Source organism: Hymenobacter negativus (assembly GCF_017571495.1).
Classification (GTDB): Bacteria; Bacteroidota; Bacteroidia; order Cytophagales; family Hymenobacteraceae; genus Hymenobacter; species Hymenobacter negativus.
The window spans coordinates 117038-138012 of record NZ_JAGETZ010000006.1 but is presented as its reverse complement, the minus strand read 5'-3'; the positions used below and the strand labels follow the sequence as shown (position 1 = coordinate 138012).

The 20975-nt window shown below is 63.2% G+C and carries 13 protein-coding genes; 10 read left to right on the top strand and 3 right to left on the bottom strand.

Features of this window, described 5'->3' with window-relative positions; genetic code table 11:
• Window positions 1-9 precede the first annotated feature (9 nt).
• From J4E00_RS14650 to J4E00_RS14640, 3 genes are all read left to right on the top strand, one after another.
• Window positions 10-1152 carry an ABC transporter ATP-binding protein gene (locus J4E00_RS14650; RefSeq protein ID WP_208175925.1) on the top strand — a complete coding sequence of 381 codons (1143 nt, stop codon included), beginning with the start codon at window positions 10-12 and terminating at the stop codon, window positions 1150-1152.
• Window positions 1140-2711 carry an ABC transporter permease/substrate-binding protein gene (locus J4E00_RS14645; protein ID WP_208175924.1) on the top strand — a complete coding sequence of 524 codons (1572 nt, stop codon included), beginning with the start codon at window positions 1140-1142 and terminating at the stop codon, window positions 2709-2711. Before J4E00_RS14650 ends, J4E00_RS14645 begins: the two co-directional genes overlap by 13 nt.
• Window positions 2712-2790: 79 nt before the next feature.
• Entirely contained in the window at window positions 2791-3300 is a 510-nt protein-coding gene (locus J4E00_RS14640; protein WP_208175923.1) for a GNAT family N-acetyltransferase, read from the top strand.
• A gap of 23 nt (window positions 3301-3323) precedes the next feature.
• On the opposite strand, the gene J4E00_RS14635 is transcribed toward J4E00_RS14640, so the two are convergent.
• Entirely contained in the window at window positions 3324-5951 is a 2628-nt protein-coding gene (locus J4E00_RS14635) for a M1 family metallopeptidase (protein ID WP_236049799.1), read from the bottom strand.
• 110 nt (window positions 5952-6061) lie between these two features.
• Here J4E00_RS14635 and J4E00_RS14630 point away from each other — a divergent pair, with 110 nt between their 5' ends.
• From J4E00_RS14630 to J4E00_RS14620, 3 genes are read left to right on the top strand one after another with little or no spacing between them, the layout of a single operon-like run.
• Entirely contained in the window at window positions 6062-6556 is a 495-nt protein-coding gene (locus J4E00_RS14630) for a hypothetical protein (RefSeq protein ID WP_208175922.1), read from the top strand.
• 42 nt (window positions 6557-6598) lie between these two features.
• Window positions 6599-8116, top strand: coding sequence for an NCS1 family nucleobase:cation symporter-1 (locus J4E00_RS14625; protein ID WP_208175921.1), 1518 nt, complete (start codon window positions 6599-6601; stop codon window positions 8114-8116).
• An 11-nt stretch (window positions 8117-8127) separates the two neighbouring features.
• A complete protein-coding gene (locus J4E00_RS14620) occupies window positions 8128-8487 on the top strand; it encodes a hypothetical protein (RefSeq protein WP_208175920.1) in 360 nt (119 codons plus the stop codon).
• Between the two features lie 8 nt (window positions 8488-8495).
• On the opposite strand, the gene J4E00_RS14615 is transcribed toward J4E00_RS14620, so the two are convergent.
• Complete coding sequence (locus J4E00_RS14615; protein ID WP_208175919.1) at window positions 8496-9941, bottom strand: hypothetical protein; 1446 nt, start codon at window positions 9939-9941, stop codon at window positions 8496-8498.
• A gap of 178 nt (window positions 9942-10119) precedes the next feature.
• Here J4E00_RS14615 and msrB point away from each other — a divergent pair, with 178 nt between their 5' ends.
• The 3 genes from msrB (at window position 10120) to J4E00_RS14600 (ending at window position 14092) form a co-directional block, all read left to right on the top strand.
• A complete protein-coding gene (msrB, locus tag J4E00_RS14610; protein ID WP_208175918.1) occupies window positions 10120-10581 on the top strand; it encodes a peptide-methionine (R)-S-oxide reductase MsrB in 462 nt (153 codons plus the stop codon).
• 35 nt (window positions 10582-10616) lie between these two features.
• Window positions 10617-13136, top strand: a complete 2520-nt coding sequence (gene uvrA / locus J4E00_RS14605; RefSeq protein WP_208175917.1) for an excinuclease ABC subunit UvrA — start codon at window positions 10617-10619, stop codon at window positions 13134-13136.
• Window positions 13137-13357: 221 nt separating this feature from the next.
• Window positions 13358-14092, top strand: a complete 735-nt coding sequence (locus J4E00_RS14600) for a hypothetical protein (protein ID WP_208175916.1) — start codon at window positions 13358-13360, stop codon at window positions 14090-14092.
• Window positions 14093-14177: 85 nt separating this feature from the next.
• On the opposite strand, the gene J4E00_RS14595 is transcribed toward J4E00_RS14600, so the two are convergent.
• Window positions 14178-14501, bottom strand: a complete 324-nt coding sequence (locus J4E00_RS14595) for a hypothetical protein (protein ID WP_208175915.1) — start codon at window positions 14499-14501, stop codon at window positions 14178-14180.
• A 383-nt stretch (window positions 14502-14884) separates the two neighbouring features.
• Here J4E00_RS14595 and J4E00_RS14590 point away from each other — a divergent pair, with 383 nt between their 5' ends.
• Window positions 14885-20950 carry a carboxypeptidase-like regulatory domain-containing protein gene (locus J4E00_RS14590; RefSeq protein WP_208175914.1) on the top strand — a complete coding sequence of 2022 codons (6066 nt, stop codon included), beginning with the start codon at window positions 14885-14887 and terminating at the stop codon, window positions 20948-20950.
• Window positions 20951-20975: the final 25 nt, after the last annotated feature.

Below are 20975 nucleotides of genomic sequence, written 5' to 3'. Positions count from 1 at the left end.
CTTTGCAGCATGCCCGACGCCCCGCCGCCCGTTATCCAAGTTACCAACCTTCACAAGAGCTTTGGCGCACAGGCCGTGGTGCGCGACGTATCATTTGCCGTGGCAGCCGGCGAAACACTGGTGCTGCTTGGGCCCAGCGGCTGCGGCAAAACCACGCTGCTCAAGCTGCTCAACCGCCTGATTGAGCCCGACGGCGGCACGGTAGAAATCAACGGGTGCGATGTGCGCCAGCAGCCACCGGCCCAACTGCGGCGCGGCATCGGCTACGTTATTCAGCAGGTAGGGCTGCTGCCACACTACACCGTGGCCGAAAACATTGCCGTGGTGCCCAAGCTGCTGGGCCACGCCCCGGCGGCCATTGCCGCGCGCACCGCCGCGCTGCTCACCCGCCTGCACCTGCCGCCTGAGCGCTACGCCGGGCAACTGCCGCAGCAGCTTTCGGGCGGACAGCAGCAGCGCGTGGGCCTGGCCCGCGCCCTGGCCGCCGACCCGCCCATCATCCTCATGGACGAGCCCTTCGGAGCCCTCGACCCTATTACCAGGGCTAGCATCCGACGCGAGTTTCGGGAACTGGACGAATTGAAACGTAAGACGGTGGTGCTGGTGACGCACGACGTAACCGAAGCCTTTGAGCTAGCCGACCGCATTATGCTACTCGAGGCCGGGCAGATTCAGCAATTGGGCACACCGCGCGAGCTCCTGTTTCGGCCCGCTAATGGTTTTGTGCGGCGCTTTTTCACAGCTGAACGGCTGGCCTTGCAACTGCGTACGCTTACCCTAAGTGATGTTTTTGCGGAGGAAGAAGCAAATAAACTCCTACTGGAAGTACATAACCCCAGTTTGGCAGCACAAAATACCCTTCCTTTGTCAAGCTCAACAACAAACTCAGCACATACAGAAGGTTCGGCAGTAAATAACCCTGAAGTCAGAGTAAATAACCAAACAGGCAGCCCGGCAATTTTGAGCGCAAGTAAGCAAGAGGTCACGTCAAAAACATCATCTGCCGCTGATTTTACCGCTGCTACTACCGTACAGCAGGCCTTGGAAACACTGACTGGCCCGAATGCCCCACTGGCTTCCTTCGGCGTGCCCCAGCTCATGGCCGCTTTTGGTGAGGCCTTGCAACGAGAGGAGTACGCATGGAAACGCTAAGCGCCCTCTTCACTTTCTGGCATGAGCAGGCCGGCAAGCTTGGCGAGCAGACTTTGCAACACATCGGCCTCACGGCGGGCTCGCTGTTGCTGGGCGTGTTGCTGGGCGTACCGCTGGGCATCTGGCTGTCGCGCCGGCCGCGCTGGGCGCCAGCAGTGCTGGGCCTGGCCGGCGTGCTTCAGACGGTGCCCAGTATCGCCCTGCTCGGCGTGTTGATTCCGCTGCTGGGCATTGGGTGGCAGCCGGCCATTTTCGCGCTGTTTCTGTATTCGCTGCTGCCCATTATTCGCAACACGTTCGAGGGAATCAGAGGCGTGCCGCCGGCCGTGGTAGAAGCTGCCCGCGGCCTGGGCCTGACGGATGGGCAGGTGCTGCGCAAGGTGGAACTGCCGCTGGCCCTGCCGGTGCTCATGGCCGGCATCCGCACGGCCACGGTGATAAACGTGGGCGTGGCTACGCTGGCGGCCTACGTGGCGGCGGGCGGGCTGGGCGAGTTCATTTTCGGTGGCATCGCTCTCAACAATCCGGTAATGATACTAGCCGGCGCGCTGCCTGCTGCCGGGCTGGCGCTGGTGTTTGATGCCCTGCTAGGCGGGGTGCAAAAGCTGAGCACCCGCCGATTAGGCCAGGTGGGCGCGGCCCTGCTAGTGTCCCTCCCGCTGCTGGGCGGGCTGTACCTACTTCCCCGCGCCACCGGCAAGCTGCTGGCTGGCTTCAGTCCGGAGTTTGTGGGCCGGGCCGATGGCCTGCCGGGCCTTACCAAAGCCTACGGCCTCACGCACCTGCCCAACGTGGTGCTGGCGCCCACCCTCGTGTACGAGGCGGCCCGCAACGCCCACGTCGACGTGATAGACGGCTACAGCACCGACGGCCGCATCCGGGCCTATGGCCTGCGCGTGCTGCGCGACGACCGCCGCGCCTTCCCGCCCTACTTTGCCGTGCCCGTGGTGCGCCCTGCCCTGCTCCGCGAGCATCCGGAGCTGGCCCCCGTACTGGCCAAGCTCGATGACCAGATTTCCGACTCGGTCATGACCAACCTGAACTACCAGGCCGACTATCTGCATCAAGACCCCAAAGCTATTGCTGAAGCGTTTCTGAAGCGGCGCGGGCTATGGAAGGCCCCACGCCCGGCCGTGGCGGGCGCGCCGGTGGTGCGACTGGGCTCCAAGATTTTCGCCGAGCAATACATCCTGGCCGAGCTGTACGCCAATCTTATTCGAGGAAATACCGACCTGGCCGTGCAAACCAAAACCGGTCTGGGCGGCACCACCATCTGCTTCGAGGCGTTGCGCCACGGCGAGATTGATATGTACCCCGAATACACCGGCACGGGCCTGCTGGTGCTTCTGCAGCCAAAGCCGACGGTGGTTGATTCGCTGGGTGGGCGGCCAGCGGCAGTGCTCGGATACGTGCGCCAGGAATTCCGCCGCCGCTTCGGGCTGGAATGGCTGGCTCCGCTGGGCTTCAATAACACTTATGCGCTGCTAATGCGCGGGCAGCAAGCACACGAGTTGGGCATTGTAAGCGTGTCGGATTTGGGGGGATACCTGCAGAAGTAGCATGGACTCTGCGAGTCTGGGCCTTGCAGGAGTCGTTCATTCCGGCGCGGACTCGCAGAGTCCACGCTACTTTCGCCCCATGATTCTCGCTACTGCCACGCCCGCCGACGCCCCCCGTCTTACCCGCTTCGTGAATGCTGCCTACCGCGGCGATACCGCCCGCCAGGGCTGGACCACCGAAGCCGACCTGCTCGACGGCCAGCGCATTGACGAAGAAGGACTGCTGGAAATGCTTGCCCGGCCCGGCGCCGCCATCCTGCTCTGCCTGAACGAAGCCAGCGAGTTGCTGGGCAGCTTCCATGTGCAAGTGAAGAGCGAACTGGTGTACCTCTCCATGCTGGCCGTGAACCCGGCCGGCCAAACGCAGGGCGTGGGCAAATTCTTGCTGCAAGCCGCGGAAGACTACGGCCGCCAGCACGGCTGCACCCTCAGCCGCATGACCGTTATTTCCGTGCGAACCGAGCTTATTGCCTACTACGAGCGGCGCGGCTACCACCGCACCGGCGCCACCGAGCCCTTCCCCACGGACCCACGCTTCGGCATCCCGCGACAGCCGCTGGTGCTGCTGGTGCTGGAGAAGGAGCTGTAGGGGTAAGCCCTGCCCCTTTTTCTCTACCGCACCAGCTTCTCGGCCCGAAACAGGTCGTCGCTAGCTTGTAAGAGCTTGGCGCGGAGCTGCGGGTTATAGTTCGGGTGCGCGGTCAGGAAGCCACGCACAGTGGCGGCAGCCGTGGGCGACTGGTAGCTGCCCAGCGTGGCTTGCAGCCAGGAGTAAGGAAAGAAAATATCGCCGGTAAGCTGGATTTCCTGGAGCAAATCGAGGCTAGCGGGCAGGTATTTTTCCGAAGTAGCTTGGCGCAACGGATGGTGCAGGTAGCCGAGGGCAGCCGTCACCCAGGCTTCTTTGGCGCGGCCGGCCTTGTCGTGCAATGAGGCGAAAAAAGTGTCGCGGGTGGCCACGTCAGGAGCCAGGGCGGGCATGAGGTATTGCAGGCGCTGGCGCCGGTCGGGGTTTTTGATGCGGGCGAGCTGGGCGGGCAGGATGGGCGCGGACGCCGGGTAGTCGCGCACAGCCAGCGCCAGGGCCAGCGCGGTGTAATCGTCCTCGGTCAGCTTCACGCCGGCCAGGGCCTTTTCCGTCTGCCAGATTTGATACAGCCTGCTTTGCGCCGCCTTGGTCAGGGCCACCGCCTGATAGGTTTTAAAGAGCAGCTTTTTGGAATTTGGGGCCGCGTTTTTCTGCATCGCGGCCCACAGGTCCTGCTCCAGCGCGGGGCCCACGGCGAGGCGCTGAGCGGGGCTCAAAAACTGCCAGAAAATGGCGCTGGCCTGCCCCGTCAGCAGCTTCAGGTTCAACTCTTCGGGTTCCAGGTTCAGGGCCTGGCGGTAGGCATTGAGCAGAGCCAGCGGCGCGATTTGCTGCCCGTTCAGCATGTTTTCGTAGAGGTTGACATAGGTGGCGGCGCGGGCTACCGGGTCATTCAGCTTCGTTGTGCTGGTGAGCAGTTCCGGCGCGGTTGGAAACACGCCATAGCCGATGCCGGTGACGTTGAACACCACGCGCTTGGGCAGAAACGATATCCGAACGCCCTTTTCCTGGCTATCCATTTTCACCGTTACCTGCTGCTTTTCGCCACTAGCCGACTCTACCAGCACGTCGAACTCCTGCGGCCACAGGCGGTCGGAGCCATCCTCGGCGGTTTGGGTTACATAGATGCCGTAGCGCTGGTCGTGCCCCCCGCTGATGCGGTAGCTGAAGACGGGGCGACCGGGCTGGTTCACCCATACCTGGTTCCAGGCCTGCAGGTCGGCAGGGGTGCGGGCGTCCAAGATGGTGATGAGGTCGGGCCAAGTGGCGTTGCCGTGGGCGTAGGTTTTAAGATATTCCTGCAAGCCGGCCTGGAAGGCTTCGGGCCCCATCAGGCGCTCCAGCTGGCGCATCATGATTGGAGCTTTATGGTAAATGATGTTGCCGTAGAGCGAGCCCGCGTCCTGCAAATTGGCCAGCGGCTGCCGGATGGGATTGGCCCCGGCGGTGCGGTCGATGCCGTAGGCGGCGGGGTAGTGGTCGATAACGAATTTGAGGTCGTAGCTTGAGTTTTTGACCGATACCTGGGTGATTTTATCAGCCATGAAATTGGCAAACACCTCCTTCATCCACACGTCGTTGAACCACTGCATGGTCACGAGGTCGCCGAACCACATGTGGGCCGTTTCGTGCGACACCAGGTTGGAGCGGGCCAGCACCTGGTCTTGGGTCGCGCCCTCATCCAGAAACAGCGTCGCGGCCTTGTAGTCAATGGCCCCGACATGCTCCATGCCGCCGTACTGAAAGTCAGGAATGGCTGTGAAATCGAACTTCTGAAACGGATACTTGATGCCCGTGTACTGCTCCATGAAAGCCAGCGCATCGGCATGCAACTGGAAGATGGGGTCGAGGCTTAGGCGCAGCTTGGCCGGGTCGGTTTCGCGGTGCAGAAAGGTCATTGGGCGGCCGTTTGTTGTACGGCTCACCCGCGAAAATTTGCCTGCCGCGAAGGAAAACAGGTAGGTACTGATGCTATCCGAAGTGGCGAAACGGTAGGTTTTCATGCCGGGCACCCGCCCGTTGAGCGTTATGGAGGAGTCGCGTACCGGTGCATTGGCCACGGCCTGCCACTCCAGCGGCACCGTAAGAGCCAATGTAAACGTCGCCTTCAAATCGGGCTGGTCGAAGACTGGGAAGACGGTGCGGGCGCGGTCGGGCACCAGCAGCGTGTAGAGGTAGTCGTCGTTGCGATTAAGGGACTGTTCGCCAGCCGTGAGCTCAATTTCGACCACATTGCGGCCGGTTTTCAGCGCAGCGGCAGGCAGCACGAGGTGCTCGTTGCGATGGTCCAGGGCCACGGGCTGGCCATTGACTAACAGCTTGTGCAGGTGGTCAGCGCTGGCTTTAAAATCCAGCTGCACCGGGCTACGGTTGTCTTTCAGGGTGAACGAAACCAAATCCGTCACCGCAATTGGTGCAGTTTTTTGCGCCGGAATGTTCAGGCGCAAGTCATACGCTACGCCGCTGATGAGCTGCTTCCGCGCCGCAGCCAGGGCCTCAGACACTCCTTTTTCAACGGCCAGTTCCGGAGCAACTTCCTTGATGATAGGCGGCATTACAGCCGTGGCTACTGGCTGCCGCTGGCAGGCGGTGGCCAGCAAACCGAGCAATACCAGCTTGGTGCAGCAGTAAGGAAGCAGGCTCTTATTCATAAAGGTTGATTTTCAGATAGCAGGCCAAAGTTCGGACTTCTGACGTCGGGGATGGTCATAGCCCACCCGCCGCGTATCTTGACGCCACTTTTCCCATTCCAATTTCCTTTATGAAACAACTGCTACCGCTATTGCTCCTCCTCGGTATGGCCGGGTCGGCCCAGGCTCAGCTCGTCAACCTTATTGCCACTGGGGTGCGGGTGGGTACGTCGGCCGCGGTGGCCAGCCGCTCTAGCGCGGGGGCCCGCAATTACGTGGAGAAAGCCGACCCACGCGGCTTCGGTACGGATGTGAACATCACGCCGGCCATTTACCGGGGGCTGGCTTACCCGCAAAAGCGCACCCCGCCGGGCAAGCTAAAAACACCCGGCGGCGAGCAAATTGCTGCGCAGGAAGCAGAGCTGCAAAAGTACCAGGCCGACATGCTGGCCGATTCGACGGCCGCAATTGGCACCACCGAAACCTGGGCAAGGCTCAAAGCCGCGCAGGAAACCATTGCCCGCGAGCGCCCCACCTGGAACGTGCAGGCCTACCGCGACGAGGCTGCCTTCTACCAAGCCGAAGCTGCTCGGCGTCAGCGCGTGGCGGCAACGGCTCCTCACTAATCGTTCTTATATTCGGCCGGGTCATCTTTTACCGCAACTGCTATGAACACCGCGTCCGAAACCCTCGCCGCTCCTGGTCTCACCAGTCCCGATTTGGCGCCCGTGGCCCCCGCTGAGCGCACCTGGGGCACCGGCAACTACGCCGCCCTGTGGATTAGCATGAGCCTGTGCATCCCGACTTACATGTTGGCCAGCTCGCTCATCGAGGGCGGCATGAACTGGTGGCAAGCACTGCTCACCATTTTCCTGGGCAACACCATTGTGCTGGTGCCCATGCTGCTCAACGGCCGGGCCGGCGCGCAGTACGGCATCCCGTTTCCGGTACTGGCCCGGGCCAGCTTTGGCGTGCGCGGGGCCAACGTACCGGCGCTGCTGCGAGCCATTATTGCCTGCGGCTGGTTCGGCATCCAAACCTGGATTGGGGGCTACGCGCTTTATCAAATGGCAGTGCTGTGGGTGCCCTCGCTGGCCACGCTGCCAGCCGTGTTTCCGGCCAACTGGGGCCTGGCTACGGGGCCGGCACTGGTATTTCTGCTGTTTTGGATACTGAATATGTACGTGGTGTACCTCGGCGTCGAGAGTATTCGGAAGCTACTGGTATTCAAAGCGTTTTTCCTACCGTTTGCGGCACTGGCGCTGCTGTTGTGGGCCATTTCGGCGGGGCACGGATTGGGGCCGATTTTGTCGCAGCCGAGCAAGTTTGCCGATAGCGCGGCGTTCTGGGCCTTCTTCTTTCCCTCGCTCACGGGCATGGTGGGCTTCTGGGCCACGCTCTCGCTGAATATTCCGGATTTCACCCGCTACGCCACCAGCCAACGGGCCCAGCAGCTGGGGCAGGCGCTGGCCCTGCCGGCTTCGATGACCATGTTTTCCTTCGTGGGCGTGGTCGTGACGTCGGCTACGCTGGTCATTTACGGCAAAACCATCTGGGACCCGGTGGTACTGGCTGGCCGCTTCGACAGCAAGCTGCTGGTGAGTACGGCCATGCTGGCCGTGGCCCTGAGCACGCTGGCCACCAACATCGCGGCCAACATCGTGAGCCCGGCCAACGACTTCGCCAACTTCTCGCCCGAGCGCATCAGCTTCAAAACCGGCGGCTATATTACCGGCATCATTGGCGTGCTCATCTTCCCCTGGAAGCTTATTGCCGACCCCTCTGGCTACATTTTCACCTGGCTGGTGGGCTACTCGGGGCTGCTGGGTCCCATCGGCGGCATCATGATTGTGGACTACTACCTCCTGCGCAAGCAGCAGTTGGCCGTACCCGAACTCTACCAATACACCGGCCGCTACGCCTACCGCAACGGCGTGAACACAGCCGCCATCTGGGCACTCATCATCGGGGTGCTGCCCAACGTGCCGGGCTTTCTGGTGGCCATTGGCGCATTAGAAAAGGCCAACGTGTGGCTGGGGCTGGTGGCGGTGTACAACTACGCGTGGTTCGTGGGCTTTCTGGTGTCGGGCGGCGTGTACCTGCTGCTGATGCGCGGGCAGCGCGTCGCTGAGGCTATTGCGCCGCCACACGCTTCGGCGGCGCCATCTACTCCTTCCCTCGCTTAGTTTTCGGCTTTATGGTTGATGTTTCTTTCCACGGCGACGACGTACTATTTACAGTGCAGGGCCTGCACAAGGTCTGGGCGTTCAAAAGCTCGCTCACCATTCCGCGCAGCCACATTTCCGGGGCACGGCTCGATGCTGAAGTAGCTAAAAACCTAAGCGGCTTCCGGGCGCTGGGCACCTCCGTGCCGTGGCTCATCAAGGCGGGTAAGTTTTACCTGCACGGCGAGCCCGGACTGAAGCCCACGTTTGTGGACGTAGTTCACCCGGAGCAGGTCGTCGTTATTGACTTGCGCGACGAGGACTACCAGCAGCTCATTATCGAGGTGGAAGACCCCGTGGCCGTGGTGGCCTTGCTTGCAACAAGTAGCTGACCCAGAGGCTATTTTTTGAGCCTGTCCAGTTCGTCCAGGTCGGCGGCACCTTGTTTGGGAGGCATCCACTGCCAGGGCTGACGGGTATTGGCGGCATCAAGCTTTAGGTAGTTGAGCTGGCTGGTATTGGGTACCACCAGCAGGCAGGGCTCGGCCAGCGGCAAGCCGGTCAGGCACATGCGCAGGGGCTTGCCGAAGCGCGTCCACGGTATTTCCAGGTACTGCCCGGGGCTCAGCACGCCGGCTTCGCGGCCTTCGGCCACTACTACCACGCGGCCAGCACCACCGGCGCGGGCCGGCTGAGGGGGCGGCATCTGGTATACATACACGTAGGCAGTATCGAGGCGCAGGGCGGTATGTAGGCCAGGGTAGGGCTCAATGGCGCCAGTGCGTGGGTCAAGGCCATAGGCCATGGGCTCGGCGGTATGGTCGGACATGCCGCCAGATGTGGCACCCGCAATGGCCCCACCGATGGCCCCGCCCATTACGCCGGCCTTCGCCTGGCGCTGCGATTGAACGGCCGTATACACGGCGTCCAGCGGGGCCTCGCCCACGAAGGTGAATAGATTTCCCTGACGCATTAGCGGATAAAATTGCTTGGCATAGCGCACAAATACCTGGTGCCCGTCGGAAAAACCCCACAGGTCGGGCGGCACTCCGCCGTGCTGCATCGCCGTGCCAGCTAGCGGCCGCACCCGGGCCACGCCCGACCACTTGGCCGCAGCCAGCTGGCTGCCATAGCGCCGCCGAATGGTGTCGACCACAAACGGCGCAATAGTATCCGGTTGATTGGCCAAAAAGTGCTCTAGCCGGTAGTACAGGCCCCGACGGGGCGCTTCCCGCAGAATGGCGGGCAAGCGGCGCCCACCCGTGGGCACATCGGTTGGCAGTTCGGCCAGGGTGCGGGCCGGTTGGTGAGCCACGGCGTCCCAGCTGGCCGGCGCTATCTGCTCCAGGCACTGGGTCAGCATCTGGGCGAGGTGGCCGACATGGCGGCCGGTGGTTTCGACGCCGTAGGAACTGGCGTGGGCGCCTACGTTTTGCACAAAGTGATAGCCATCAGGAAGGGAGGCGTACACATCGGCAGTCATGTCGGCAAATGCCTGCTCCTTGGTTCCACCCAGCGTTTCGCCGATGTGCAGGGAGCGCACGCACAGCACCACGGTATGGTCGGCGGGCCGGGTGGGCAGCAGCAGGTGCACAAACGCGGTAAGCTCCGGGCCAAGCCCCTGCCGGAAAGCCACAGCGGCCGACTTGCCGCCCCAGCCCCGATACACCACGCCGATGGGCGGCTGGCCAGCCCGGCCATCAACCACCTGCTCCACCGCCAAGGTAAGATAGGGCGCAGTCGCCGCCTGGGTGCTCGGTAGTAGTTTTGGGCGCGAGCGGCCAAGCTGGTAGCTGCCAGCAGCACAGTTAATAGAAATGCTTTCACAGAAAAGAAGGATTTGCAATATCAAGGTTAAGCAGGATTTTACAGATTGCCAACCCAGTGCATAAGTGGGCTGGCATACAAGTAGCGCAGGCGGCTGGCATGAGGCGCTGGCAAGAGCCAACGCTTACCAAAACCGTAGTCTATAAATCGGCGTTGCCGGCATCCCCTCAACTATTCCATTCTATTATTTTAGACCCATGCTGCGCTGGAAAGACGTTCTCATCTACGCTAAATATGGCAACCCCGAGCCCGCCCGGCGCGTGGAGCATTCCGAAGCGGAATGGGCGCAACTGCTGCCACCCGAGCGCTACCACGTGCTGCGCGAAGCGGCCACCGAGCCGCCTTACCGCAACGCCTACTGCCGCGCCTACGAGCCGGGCCGCTACGTTTGTGCCGGTTGCGGCAGCCTGCTGTTTGCGGCAGAGGAGAAGTACCACGCCATTTCGGGCTGGCCCAGCTTCCGGCAGCCGGCGGCCCGCAACGCCATCCACTATGCATTCGATGCCAGCTTCAATATGCAGCGCATCGAGGCGCGATGCAACGTGTGCGATGGCCACCTCGGCCACGTATTTCCGGACGGGCCGGAGCCCGGCGGCCTGCGCTACTGCATGAACTCGGCCAGCCTGCGACAACTGAACGAGGAGGATAGGAGTAATTGATTACCCTACGGCACCACCCTTTCCGCCACTCATACATGCCTAAATCCTCTTCCTCTGACTTCTCCGGCTTCGTGCGGGTGCGCGGCGCCCGCGAGCACAACCTCAAAAACGTCGACGTTGATATTCCGCGTGATGCCTTGGTGGTGTTCACCGGTGTGTCTGGCTCGGGCAAGTCGAGCCTGGCGTTTGGCACGCTCTACGCCGAGGCCCAGCGGCGCTACTTGGAGTCGGTGTCGCCGTATGCGCGGCGGCTATTTCACCAGATGGCGGTGCCAGAAGTGACTTCGATTGATGGTTTGCCGCCGGCCGTGGCCTTGCAGCAGCAGCGGGGTGCACCCAGCACCCGCTCGTCGGTGGGCTCGGTCACGACGCTATCGAACTTGCTGCGCATGCTGTACTCGCGGGCCGGCGACTACCCGCCCGGTCAGGGCATCATTTACGCCGAAGCCTTTTCGCCTAATACCGCCGAGGGCGCCTGCCCCACCTGCCATGGCCTGGGCCGCGTGTATGAAGTGAACGAGGCCAGCATGGTACCCGACCCCACACTCACCATCCGGGAGCGGGCCATTGCGGCGTGGCCGCAGGCCTGGGGCGGCCAGAACCAGCGCGATATATTGGTGAGCATGGGCTACGACGTGGACACGCCGTGGAAAGACCTGCCCCAAAAAGACCGGGACTGGATTCTATTCACCGAGGAGCAGCCGGTGCTGCCCGTGTACCCTGGCTACTCGCCCGAGCAAACCCAGCGGGCCATCAAGCGCCGCGAGCCACCGAACTACATGGGCACCTTCACGGGAGTGAAAAAGTACGTGCTGCACACCTTCGCCACCACCCAAAGCGCGCTGATGAAGCGCCGCGTAGCCCAGTACATGCTGGGCTCCGACTGCCCCATCTGCCACGGCAAGCGCCTGCGCGTGGAGTCGCTGTCGGTGAAGTTTGCCGGTCTGGATATCGCGGAGATGTCGCGCCTGCCACTCAAGCGGCTGGCGGCACTGCTACAGCCTTTCGCGGCGGGCAAAACGGCCGGCCACACAGCGCACCCGGAGCAGGCCATTGTGGCCCGGCGCATTGCCGAAGACCTGGCTGCCCGCCTCGCCGTTTTACTCGATTTAGGACTGGGCTATTTGTCGCTGGAGCGCGGCACGCCCACCCTTTCGCCGGGCGAGCTGCAACGGCTGCGGCTGGCCACGCAGCTGTATTCCAACCTTTTTGGCGTAGTCTATGTGCTTGATGAGCCTTCCGCCGGCTTGCACCCGGCCGATACTGAGGCCCTGCTCAACGCCTTGGCTGGACTTCAACGTGCGGGCAACTCGCTGTTTGTGGTAGAGCACGATTTGGACGTCATCCGCCGGGCCGACTGGCTGGTGGACGTGGGCCCGGCCGCCGGCACCCAGGGCGGCGAAATCCTCTACAGTGGCCCACCCGAAGGGCTGAAAGCTGTGGTCGCCTCCCAAACGCGCCAGTTCTTGTTCGACGCCCCCACTCTGCCTGACCAGCCGACGCGCACCCCCACCGGCTGGCTGAGGCTAGCCGGCGTGACCCGCAACAATCTGGAAAACCTCGATGTGGAGTTTCCGCTGGGCGTGTTCACGACGGTCACGGGCGTGTCGGGCTCGGGCAAATCCAGCCTCATCAGTCAGGTACTGGTAGAGCTGGTGGCCGAACAGCTGGGCCAGGAAATCAGCCCCGAAGAAGAGGAAACCGACCCGCTGGCTCCGGCTGCCCCTGCCACGCTCGGCGGCCACATCACGGCGGGCATGGAAGGTATTAAGCGCCTCGTCCGGGTCGACCAGAAGCCCATTGGCCGCACCCCCCGCTCCAACATGGCCACGTATACAGGTTTGTTCGACCACGTCCGCAAGCTCTTCGCGGCCACGCCAGAAGCCAAAAAGCGCCGCTACGACGCCGGCCGCTTCTCCTTCAATGTGGCCAAGGGCCGTTGCGAAAACTGTCAGGGCGAGGGCTTTGTGATGGTGGAGCTGCTGTTTCTGCCTAGTGTGTACGCGCCCTGCCCGGTCTGCCACGGTGCCCGCTACAACGCCAAAACCCTGGAAGTGACCTACCGCGACAAGAACATTGCCGAAGTGCTGGGCCTGACCGTGGACGCCGCCTGGGCCTTTTTCGATGAGGAGCCGCTTATTTACCGCGCCCTCACGGTGCTGCGCGAAGTGGGGCTGGGCTACCTGCGCCTCGGCCAGCCCGCTACCGAGCTAAGCGGCGGCGAGGCCCAGCGCATCAAGCTCGCCACCGAGCTACAACGCATCGGACGCGGCAATACGCTCTACGTCCTGGACGAGCCTACCACCGGCCTCCACCCCTCCGACATCGAAAAGCTCATGCTTCAGCTCCAAGGCCTGGTAGAAGCCGGCAACACCGTCATCGTGGTGGAACACGACATGCGCGTGGTGGCCGGTTCCGATTGGGTTATCGACATTGGGCCCGGGGCGGGTGAGGACGGGGGACGCGTAGTGGTAGCCGGCCCGCCACAGGAAGTAGCCAAAGCAGCAAAAAGCCGCACGGCACCATACCTACAGCAGTTTTTGACGCAGCACTAGCATTCAATGCCGATACGTCTTGGCAATGGGCGCGTGCTTCCAGCGCTGCATGTTTGGCCCCGCACTCCAAGCAGGCGCGGGGTCATAATACACTGTGCCAGCGCCTTTCTGAACAGCTTCAATTTCATGATTCTTAAGCACTAACCAATGGATGCAATTACCTTAGCTCGTACTTGATGGCTTGCGGCTGACCGTGCTCACACCTTTGCTTCCTTTTCACTATGAAACATGCTTTTCTACTGTTTGGCGTGGGCCTACTCGCCGCCGCTTGCCAGAAAAAAGACCCTGAACTTCCCCTCGAGGCCGAAGACCCGGACTGGATAAAACTAGAAATCCCAACCGCTTTTTCCGGTGATGAGGCCTATGCCATCACGGGTGACCTCGACCGGACGCTTATGGTCTCGACCAAAGCACAGGCGTTTACCAGCTCCGACCGGGGCCGAACCTGGCAGGAGTCGCGCAATTTCAAACAAGCAGTGCACGGCTTCCTGATGCGCAACGACACCCTTTTTGCCCTTACTTCCTATCGCTCTACCCCCCAGGGCGAAAGAACCGAGGCCACCGATGCGGAGTTGTTCACCACCGACTTTGGCAAAACCTGGGCCTATACCACACCCCTACCGCGCGGCTACGAGCGCTACCACAAGCTCAGCCAGCCCTATGGCCGGGTAACGGCGGCGGGTATTACCTACCGCGCCCAGGAGAATACCGAGTCGATTGCCAACTCCTCCTCCCGCCTGGTGGTGGCCTCCGACTTGCTGCGCACGGCCGGCGGCCCCGAAACCAGCCTGCGCCTCCCGGCCCGGCACTACCTCAAAAATCTTTACCTCGACGGACAGCAACGCTTGTACGTAGCCGCCTCCGGCCTCCGCTTCGATGCTACCACCGGCCTGGCCATCAATCCAACCAAGGGCCGGCCCGCGGTGGTGTACGTTTCGCGCCGTCCCCTTCCCTAGCCGGATAGTCCACCAGCCCAAACAAGCAACGGCCCCGCATTTCATCTGAAATGCGGGGCCGTTGCCGTTTCAAAAGACTAACCGATTAGCGGCCGTAGCGTCCATCGTGGCGGTCGTTGCGGTGTTGAGCTTCCCAACGGGCGCGCTCGGCGGCTTTGCGCTGGTCTTCGCGGCGCTGGGCTTCCAGGCGGGCGCGCTCCAGGGCCTGCTGCTTGCGTTGGGCTTCTTCGTAGCGGGCCCGTTCCAGGGCCATGCGGCGCTCGTTGTCGCGCTGGGCTTTTTCGTAGCGAGCCCGTTCGATGGGCGAGAGACGGCGCGGGTCGTTGTGGTCGGCCGGAGCCGCAGCCGAAGCAGTGGTGGAAGCAAACAGGCCGAAGGCGGCAACGAGCGAAAGCAAGGAGGTTTTCATGGCTAAAGTTGCGTTGAAGGGTTGGGAAAAGCGTCAGCGGAACAAGGTTTTTCAGGTGGCGCTGAGCCGGAAGTTTTTATTGACGCATCTGCCCTTCCAGATACAAGCGCTGTGCCATGCCCGAAAAACGCTTTTCCAGCCTTTCAATCTAACTCTTTAATAAAAAACAGCTTACGGATTTTAAGCTCCTCAACTCATCGATTAGCCCGCCAAATGTGCCGACGTAAGCCCTCGAATCAGGCGCCCCGGTAGCGGCGGGAATCCAGCCGCCGCTTTCCCGCCCGGTTATTTCAGCTCAGTGAGCCAGTGGTTGGGCTTGCAATCAGGTATGCAATCGGCCATCAGATGGCATCGGAGGAGAAATCCTTCCAGCCCGCCCGCCTATGCGCCCTCTCCTACTCCTCGCTTTTTTCGTGTTGCTACTCCAGCCCGCCCACGCCCAGCAGCGCCTAGCCCAGGCCCGCCAACAGAGCTACCTCACCAAAACCTTCCGCATTACCGACGACCAGGCCCGCTACCTCTACGAGCGCAGCCTAGACGCGGCGCGGCCGGAATTCTTCACGCAAGCTGTCGATTCCTTTCCCTCCGACAAACCCGTGCACCGCCCCCTGCCGCTGGGCTACTACCTGGTGGCCCACACCGAAGGCCCGCGCCTGGTGTATCAGCTGCGCACCGAAACGGACCGGGAAGTGGTGGTAATTGACAACCAGGTGGACCTGGCGCTGGTGGTGCGCGACTCGCTGGGCCACCTGCTGCCCGATGCCCAAGTGGCCCTGGCCGGCCGGGCCCTGCTCTTTGATACCACCACCCAAAGCTACCGGCAGGCCCGGGGCGGCCGGGCCGGGCTGCTGGCTGTGACCCTGGGCGGGCGCACCACCTTCCACGCCCTGGACCAGACCTTTCCCTATCAGCCGCGCCAGAGCTACCAGGCGCGGGGACCGTGGCTGCGCCGGGCGGGGAGGCGGCTGCTCTACGGGGTTCCGTTGGGCTACCTCACTCGGCCCGTGTGGCGGCTGGTGCATGACCTCAAGCACGCCAGCAACGTCTCGACCGGCTTGTTGGGCCTGCTGCGTTCGGCTTTCAACGAAGAAGTGCGCGACGAGCGCCAGGACCGCCGCGAACAAAAGCACGAAGGCCAAGAAGAAGCTGCTCGCTGGGTCAGCTACGTGGCCACCAGCCAGCCCCGTTACCGCCCCACTGGCGACACGCTATTACTAAAAGCGCGGGTGCTGCGCCAGAAAAACGGCCGCCCCTACCGCCGGCCTCTCACCCTGTGGGTGGGCGGCCTCTACGACCGCGACGGCGGCAAGCGCATTGCCAGCCTGCGCCCCACCCGTCCCGGCAGCTACCAGTATGCTCTGCCCCTGACCGATACGCTAGGCCTGCGCCCCGATACCCACGTGGGCTTCCGCCTGAAAGACCAGCACGACAACGTGCTGGCCAGCGGTCAGTTTAAACTGGAAGACTATGAGCTCAAAAACAGCCACTACACCCTGCGGGTGGCCGAAAAAACCCACCGCCAGGGCCAGCCCCAAGCCGTGTACGTGCGCGGCACCGATGCCAACGACCTCAACCTGCTCGATGCCCGGCTGCAACTCAGCCTCACCCCGGCTGGGGCGCCGGGGGCGCTGCCGCAACGCCAGCTGTTCATCCCCGATACGCTCTGGACCAAGAGGCAACTGCTGGATGCCCTGGGCGAAACCCGTGTCAACGTGCCCGAAACGGCCCTGCCAGACGTGGATTTCCGCTACAACGTACAGGCTACCCTGCTGACCTCTGACAACGAGCGCCGCACTGAAAGCACTACCGTGGACTTCCGCCGCGACCCTGGCGAGTTGCACCTAGAGCTGCGCGGCGACTCGGTGTACCTCAGCTATCAGCACCTTGGCCAGGCGCGGGCGCACGCGGCCACGCTCAAGGTTTCCACGGCGAGCGAGCTGGGCAGCGGCTGGCTGTTTCGGGGGGCGGTGCAGCTACCGTGCGCGGTGCGGGTTGATGTCCAGGCCGATAGCTATGAGCTACGCGACGAGCAAGGCCGTAAGGCTACGCTCGATATCGACGCCGACAACGCCGGCTTGGCCCTGCTCTCCGACCGCTCTGCCGACTCGCTGGTGCTGGCCGTAGCCAACCCCCACCGGGTGGCTTTCTGGTACTACATCTACCAGGGCAACCGGCTGCGCTACCGCGGCTACGGCCCCAATTTGCGGCTGGCCGTGCCCCACGCCGGTTCCGAGCCCTGGTTTGCCTCGCTGCACTACTGGTGGGGCGATGAACTGCGCTCGGCCGAGTACACCATGGCTCTGCCCGCCCCGCAGCTCGTCATCACTACCGAACAGCCGGAGGTGGCGTACCCGGGCCAGAAAATCAGCCTGCGCTTTGCCGTAACCGATGAGCAGGGCCGCCCCGTGCCCAACGCCGACCTCACGAGCTACGCTTACACCAGCAAGTTTGGACAAGCCGAGGCACCGGCGCTGCCAGTGCTGCGCGTGGCCCGCCCGGTGGTGGGGCGGCAGTCGCTGCGGCGTTTCAAGCTGTCCAAGAATTTTGATGATGCCACCAGCAAGCCCTTGCCCTGGGGCCGCTGGCGGCATGTGCTGGGGCTCGATTCCCTGCGTTTTTATCAGTTCCTGTACCCGGAAACCGGCTTCTTTCACGAATACCGGCCCGCGCCGGGTGGCCTCGCGCAGGTGGCGGTTTTCCTGGTCGATTCGGGCCGGGTGCAGCCGCCGGTGGCCATTTACGTCGACGGCCAGCCCGGCTACATCCACAACGTCAACCAGAACGACCCTTACACGGTGGTGGCCGACAGCGGCCACCACACGCTAAGCGTGCGCACAGCCACGCGCCTCGTTACGCTGCGCGACGTGTACCTGCGCCCCCTACACAAGCTTACACTCAGCATCGATGTAAACCGGAAGTGCCACGAGCTGAGCGTGGAAAAGCGTGACCCGCAGCTCAGCTCCTCCGAGCTGCTGGGCCTGCAACGCGCCCTTGTAATAGTGGACAACACGCCCCTGGCAAACGCCACATTGCGCCAGGGCCGGGTCCTGCGGCCTTTCACCCAGAATAATTACCGCTACGGCAACAGCCGGGTGAGCGGGCCGTTCCGGCCCGATTCGGTACTGCTGCGTGATGACTACGGGCTGCGGCGCAAGTTTCTGTTCGAGCCGCTTTTCCGGTATTCGTTCGGGCCGGAGTTGCTGCGCATGCAGTGCCTGGAAACAGACTACCTGGGCTCACTCAACGGCTATGAGCGGTACAATTGGCTGCCCCTGGCGGGCTTTGCTTACACGGAAGCTGACTTCAAGCGCCCGCCGCTGCAACCCAACGGCAAGAGAAGCGCCACCTACTACGACTACCTCAACACCCGATTCGATGTGCCCTACGCCACGCCACGCGGACAGGGACGCCTGGAGCTGCGCCTCCCCCCGCGTCCGGCCGATGCCGGCCCCAATTACCAGGGTCTGCCCACGTTGCGCTACGTCCTGCTCACCCGCCCTGGCCAGCCCAAGTTCCAGCGGTTGGAGCACGGCAATGGCTTCGTGCACGCGCTGGCACCCGGCCGCTACCGCGTGGCGGTACTGCTGGCCGACAGCTCCTGCCTGGCCCCGGCCGAGGACGTCATCATCGAGCCTAATGGCCAGACCTACTTCCAGTTCCAGCTTGCCGACCGGGTGCCGGCCGGCCGCCTTAGCCAGCGCATCAACCAGCTGTTGTGGCGGCGCCGGCCCATCAGCCACGTGACGATGGCCGACAGCGTGCCTGCCCGTCGCGAAATCCGAGTTGAAACGCCAACCGCGCCCAAAGCTGGCTGGCGCACCGTGCGCGGGCAGGTGCTCGACGCGGCCAGCGAGGAAGGGCTGCCCGGCGCCACAGTACTACTAAAAGGCACGACCATGGGCGTTTCCACCCAAGCCGATGGCAGCTTCTCGCTGCAAGTGCCACCCGATGGGTCACCCGTGCTGACGATTAGCAGCATCGGGTATGTCACAAATGAAATTCCGCTAGAACGCCAGAGCGTGTTCACTATCCGGCTAGCCGTTGATACTAAGCGGTTGGACGAGGTAGTCGTGACGGGATATAGTATTCAACGCGAAAGGCGCTCATTGGGCTATGCCGTTTCTTCTATTACCCTCAATACACTGGCCGGTAAAGTACCCGGGGTGCAAATCATTGGGGCCGCCCCGGGCGCAAGCTCGCATATAACGATTCGTGGCGCCGCTACCATCAGTGGGAATGACCGGCCGCTGATTATCCTCGACGGCCTGCCCTTCAACGGCCTGCTGACGGACCTGGACCCGGCCACCGTGGCCAACGTCACAGTGGTAAAGAGCGCCCAGGCTCAGGGGCTCTACGGCAGTCTGGCGGCCAATGGCGTGCTACTCATCACCACCAAAAAAAGCGTCGATGCCGACATGCCCGGCCACGACCCGCGCCTGGCCATGCGTCGCCATTTCCGCGACTACGCCTGGTGGCGGCCCCTGCTCCTGACCGATGCCCACGGCCAGGCCCACACCGATGTGGTGCTGCCCGACGACGTGACCAGCTGGGACAGCTTCGTGCTGGCCTCCAACAACCACGGCCGGCTGGGCCGCGCCACCAGTCGCCTGCGGGCTTTCAAGCAGTTGCGGGCTGAGCTGGCCACGCCCCGCTTTCTGGTGGCCGGCGACCGCACCCAGTTGATGGGAAAAAGCTTAAACTACGGCTTCGACACGGCCCAGGTCACTACCACATTCCGGGCCGGGACGCAGGTGCTGCGCACGCAAAGCCGACGGGTCAGCCCCATGGCCCTGGACACGCTCACCTTCACCGCCCCCGCCGCCACCGTGCCCGATTCGGTGCAGCTCAGCTTTGCCCTGGCCCAGCCCAATGGCTACCAGGACGGCGAGCAGCGCAGCCTGCCCGTGCTGCCGGCCGGCACCCTGGAGCGCATCGGCACCTTCGCCACCCTCACCGCCGCCGATACGACCCTGCAGCTGCCCACCGACCCGGCCCTGGGTGAGGCCACGGTGCACCTCGAAAGCGACGCCCTGCCCCTGCTGCTCTCCGAGATTGAGCACCTGCAACACTACGCCTACCTCTGCAACGAGCAGGCCGCCTCCAAGCTCAAGGCCCTGTTGCTGGAGCGGCGTATTCGGGCGGTGCAGCAGGTGCCGTTCAGGGGCGACCGGGCAGTGAATTTCCTTATCCGCAAGCTGCTGGCCGGCCAGCACCAGCCCGAAGGCCTGTGGGGCACCTGGCCCAAGTCGGAGGTTAGCCCCTGGGCCACTTCCCACGTCGTAGAGGCCTTATTGGAAGCCGAAAAGGCTGGCTACAAGGTGAAGTTCGACCGGGCGCCGGCGCAGGCCTACCTGCTGCGCGAACTCGACGACCACCTCAGTGATGCTTCGACAGTGGCCATTTTGCGGGGCCGCCCGCTGCCCAGCTACTACAGCTACTACCGCTCGCCCGACGACCTTATCCGCCTGCTAGCTCTGCTGCACCGGCTGGGCGCACCCACTGATTTTGCCACCTACCTGGCCCGGTTCGACCGCCTTCAGACCGGTCGCCAGCCCCTCGACCGCTACCTGGCCCTCGTGAACCTGCGGCAGGAGCTGAGCCTTCCCTATCAGCTCGACACGCTGCGCCGCTACAGGCTGCGCACCCAGCTGGGCGGGGTTTTCTACGCCGATACGCTGCATTTTTCTTCCTACTATGGCTATTTGCTGCGCGACAAAGTGGGCACCACGCTGCTGGCCTACCGGGCCCTGCGCGCACACGGCGGGCACGAGGCCGAACTGGCCCGCCTGCGCGTGGGCCTGCTCAACCTGCGCGAAGGCGGCCACTGGACCAGCACCTACGAAGCCGCCCAAATCCTCGAAACCATCGGGCCCGACCTATTTGCCCCGGGCCGGGCCACGTTTGCCCGGGCCAGCCTCAGCGGGGGTATAAACCAGACCATCACACAGTTTCCCTTCACCGCCAAGGTAGCCGCCACCGCTGGCCCGCTCACCCTGCGCAAGGAAGGCGTGCTGCCGCTCTACGCCACGGCTTACCAAAGCCGCTGGAACCCCACGCCGCCCCCCGTAGCTGCCGCCTTCGCCGTGCGAACCGAGCTGGCGGGCCAGACTGGCACCCATGTGGTGCTGCGCGCCGGCCAACCCGCCGAGTTGCTCGTGACCGTGGATGTGAAAGCCGAAGCCCGTTACGTGCTGCTGGAAGTGCCCATTCCGGCCGGCTGCTCCTACGGCGAGCCTGCCCAGCCCAGCTACCTCGAAACCCACCGCGAGTACCTACGCCACCAAACCGGCATCTTCCTCGACCGCCTGCCCGTGGGCCGGCACCAGTTCCGCATCGCGCTCCAGCCCCGCTTCCGGGGCACCTATACCATCAACCCGGCCAAAGCGGAGCTGGTCTATTTCCCCACCAAATTTGGCCGCTCGGCCAGCAAGCAGGCCGTGGTGAAATAACTGATTTTGAACTCGCTTATCATCT

Bases quoted from the DNA above. Each gene is read 5' to 3' on its own strand.
- J4E00_RS14650 (WP_208175925.1), top strand. From the start codon at position 10: ATGCCCGACGCCCCGCCGCCCGTTATCCAAGTTACCAACCTTCACAAG.
- J4E00_RS14645 (WP_208175924.1), top strand. From the start codon at position 1,140: ATGGAAACGCTAAGCGCCCTCTTCACTTTCTGGCATGAGCAGGCCGGC.
- J4E00_RS14640 (WP_208175923.1), top strand. From the start codon at position 2,791: ATGATTCTCGCTACTGCCACGCCCGCCGACGCCCCCCGTCTTACCCGC.
- J4E00_RS14635 (WP_236049799.1), bottom strand. From the start codon at position 5,951: ATGAATAAGAGCCTGCTTCCTTACTGCTGCACCAAGCTGGTATTGCTC.
- J4E00_RS14630 (WP_208175922.1), top strand. From the start codon at position 6,062: ATGAAACAACTGCTACCGCTATTGCTCCTCCTCGGTATGGCCGGGTCG.
- J4E00_RS14625 (WP_208175921.1), top strand. From the start codon at position 6,599: ATGAACACCGCGTCCGAAACCCTCGCCGCTCCTGGTCTCACCAGTCCC.
- J4E00_RS14620 (WP_208175920.1), top strand. From the start codon at position 8,128: ATGGTTGATGTTTCTTTCCACGGCGACGACGTACTATTTACAGTGCAG.
- msrB (WP_208175918.1), top strand. From the start codon at position 10,120: ATGCTGCGCTGGAAAGACGTTCTCATCTACGCTAAATATGGCAACCCC.
- uvrA (WP_208175917.1), top strand. From the start codon at position 10,617: ATGCCTAAATCCTCTTCCTCTGACTTCTCCGGCTTCGTGCGGGTGCGC.
- J4E00_RS14600 (WP_208175916.1), top strand. From the start codon at position 13,358: ATGAAACATGCTTTTCTACTGTTTGGCGTGGGCCTACTCGCCGCCGCT.
- J4E00_RS14595 (WP_208175915.1), bottom strand. From the start codon at position 14,501: ATGAAAACCTCCTTGCTTTCGCTCGTTGCCGCCTTCGGCCTGTTTGCT.
- J4E00_RS14590 (WP_208175914.1), top strand. From the start codon at position 14,885: ATGCGCCCTCTCCTACTCCTCGCTTTTTTCGTGTTGCTACTCCAGCCC.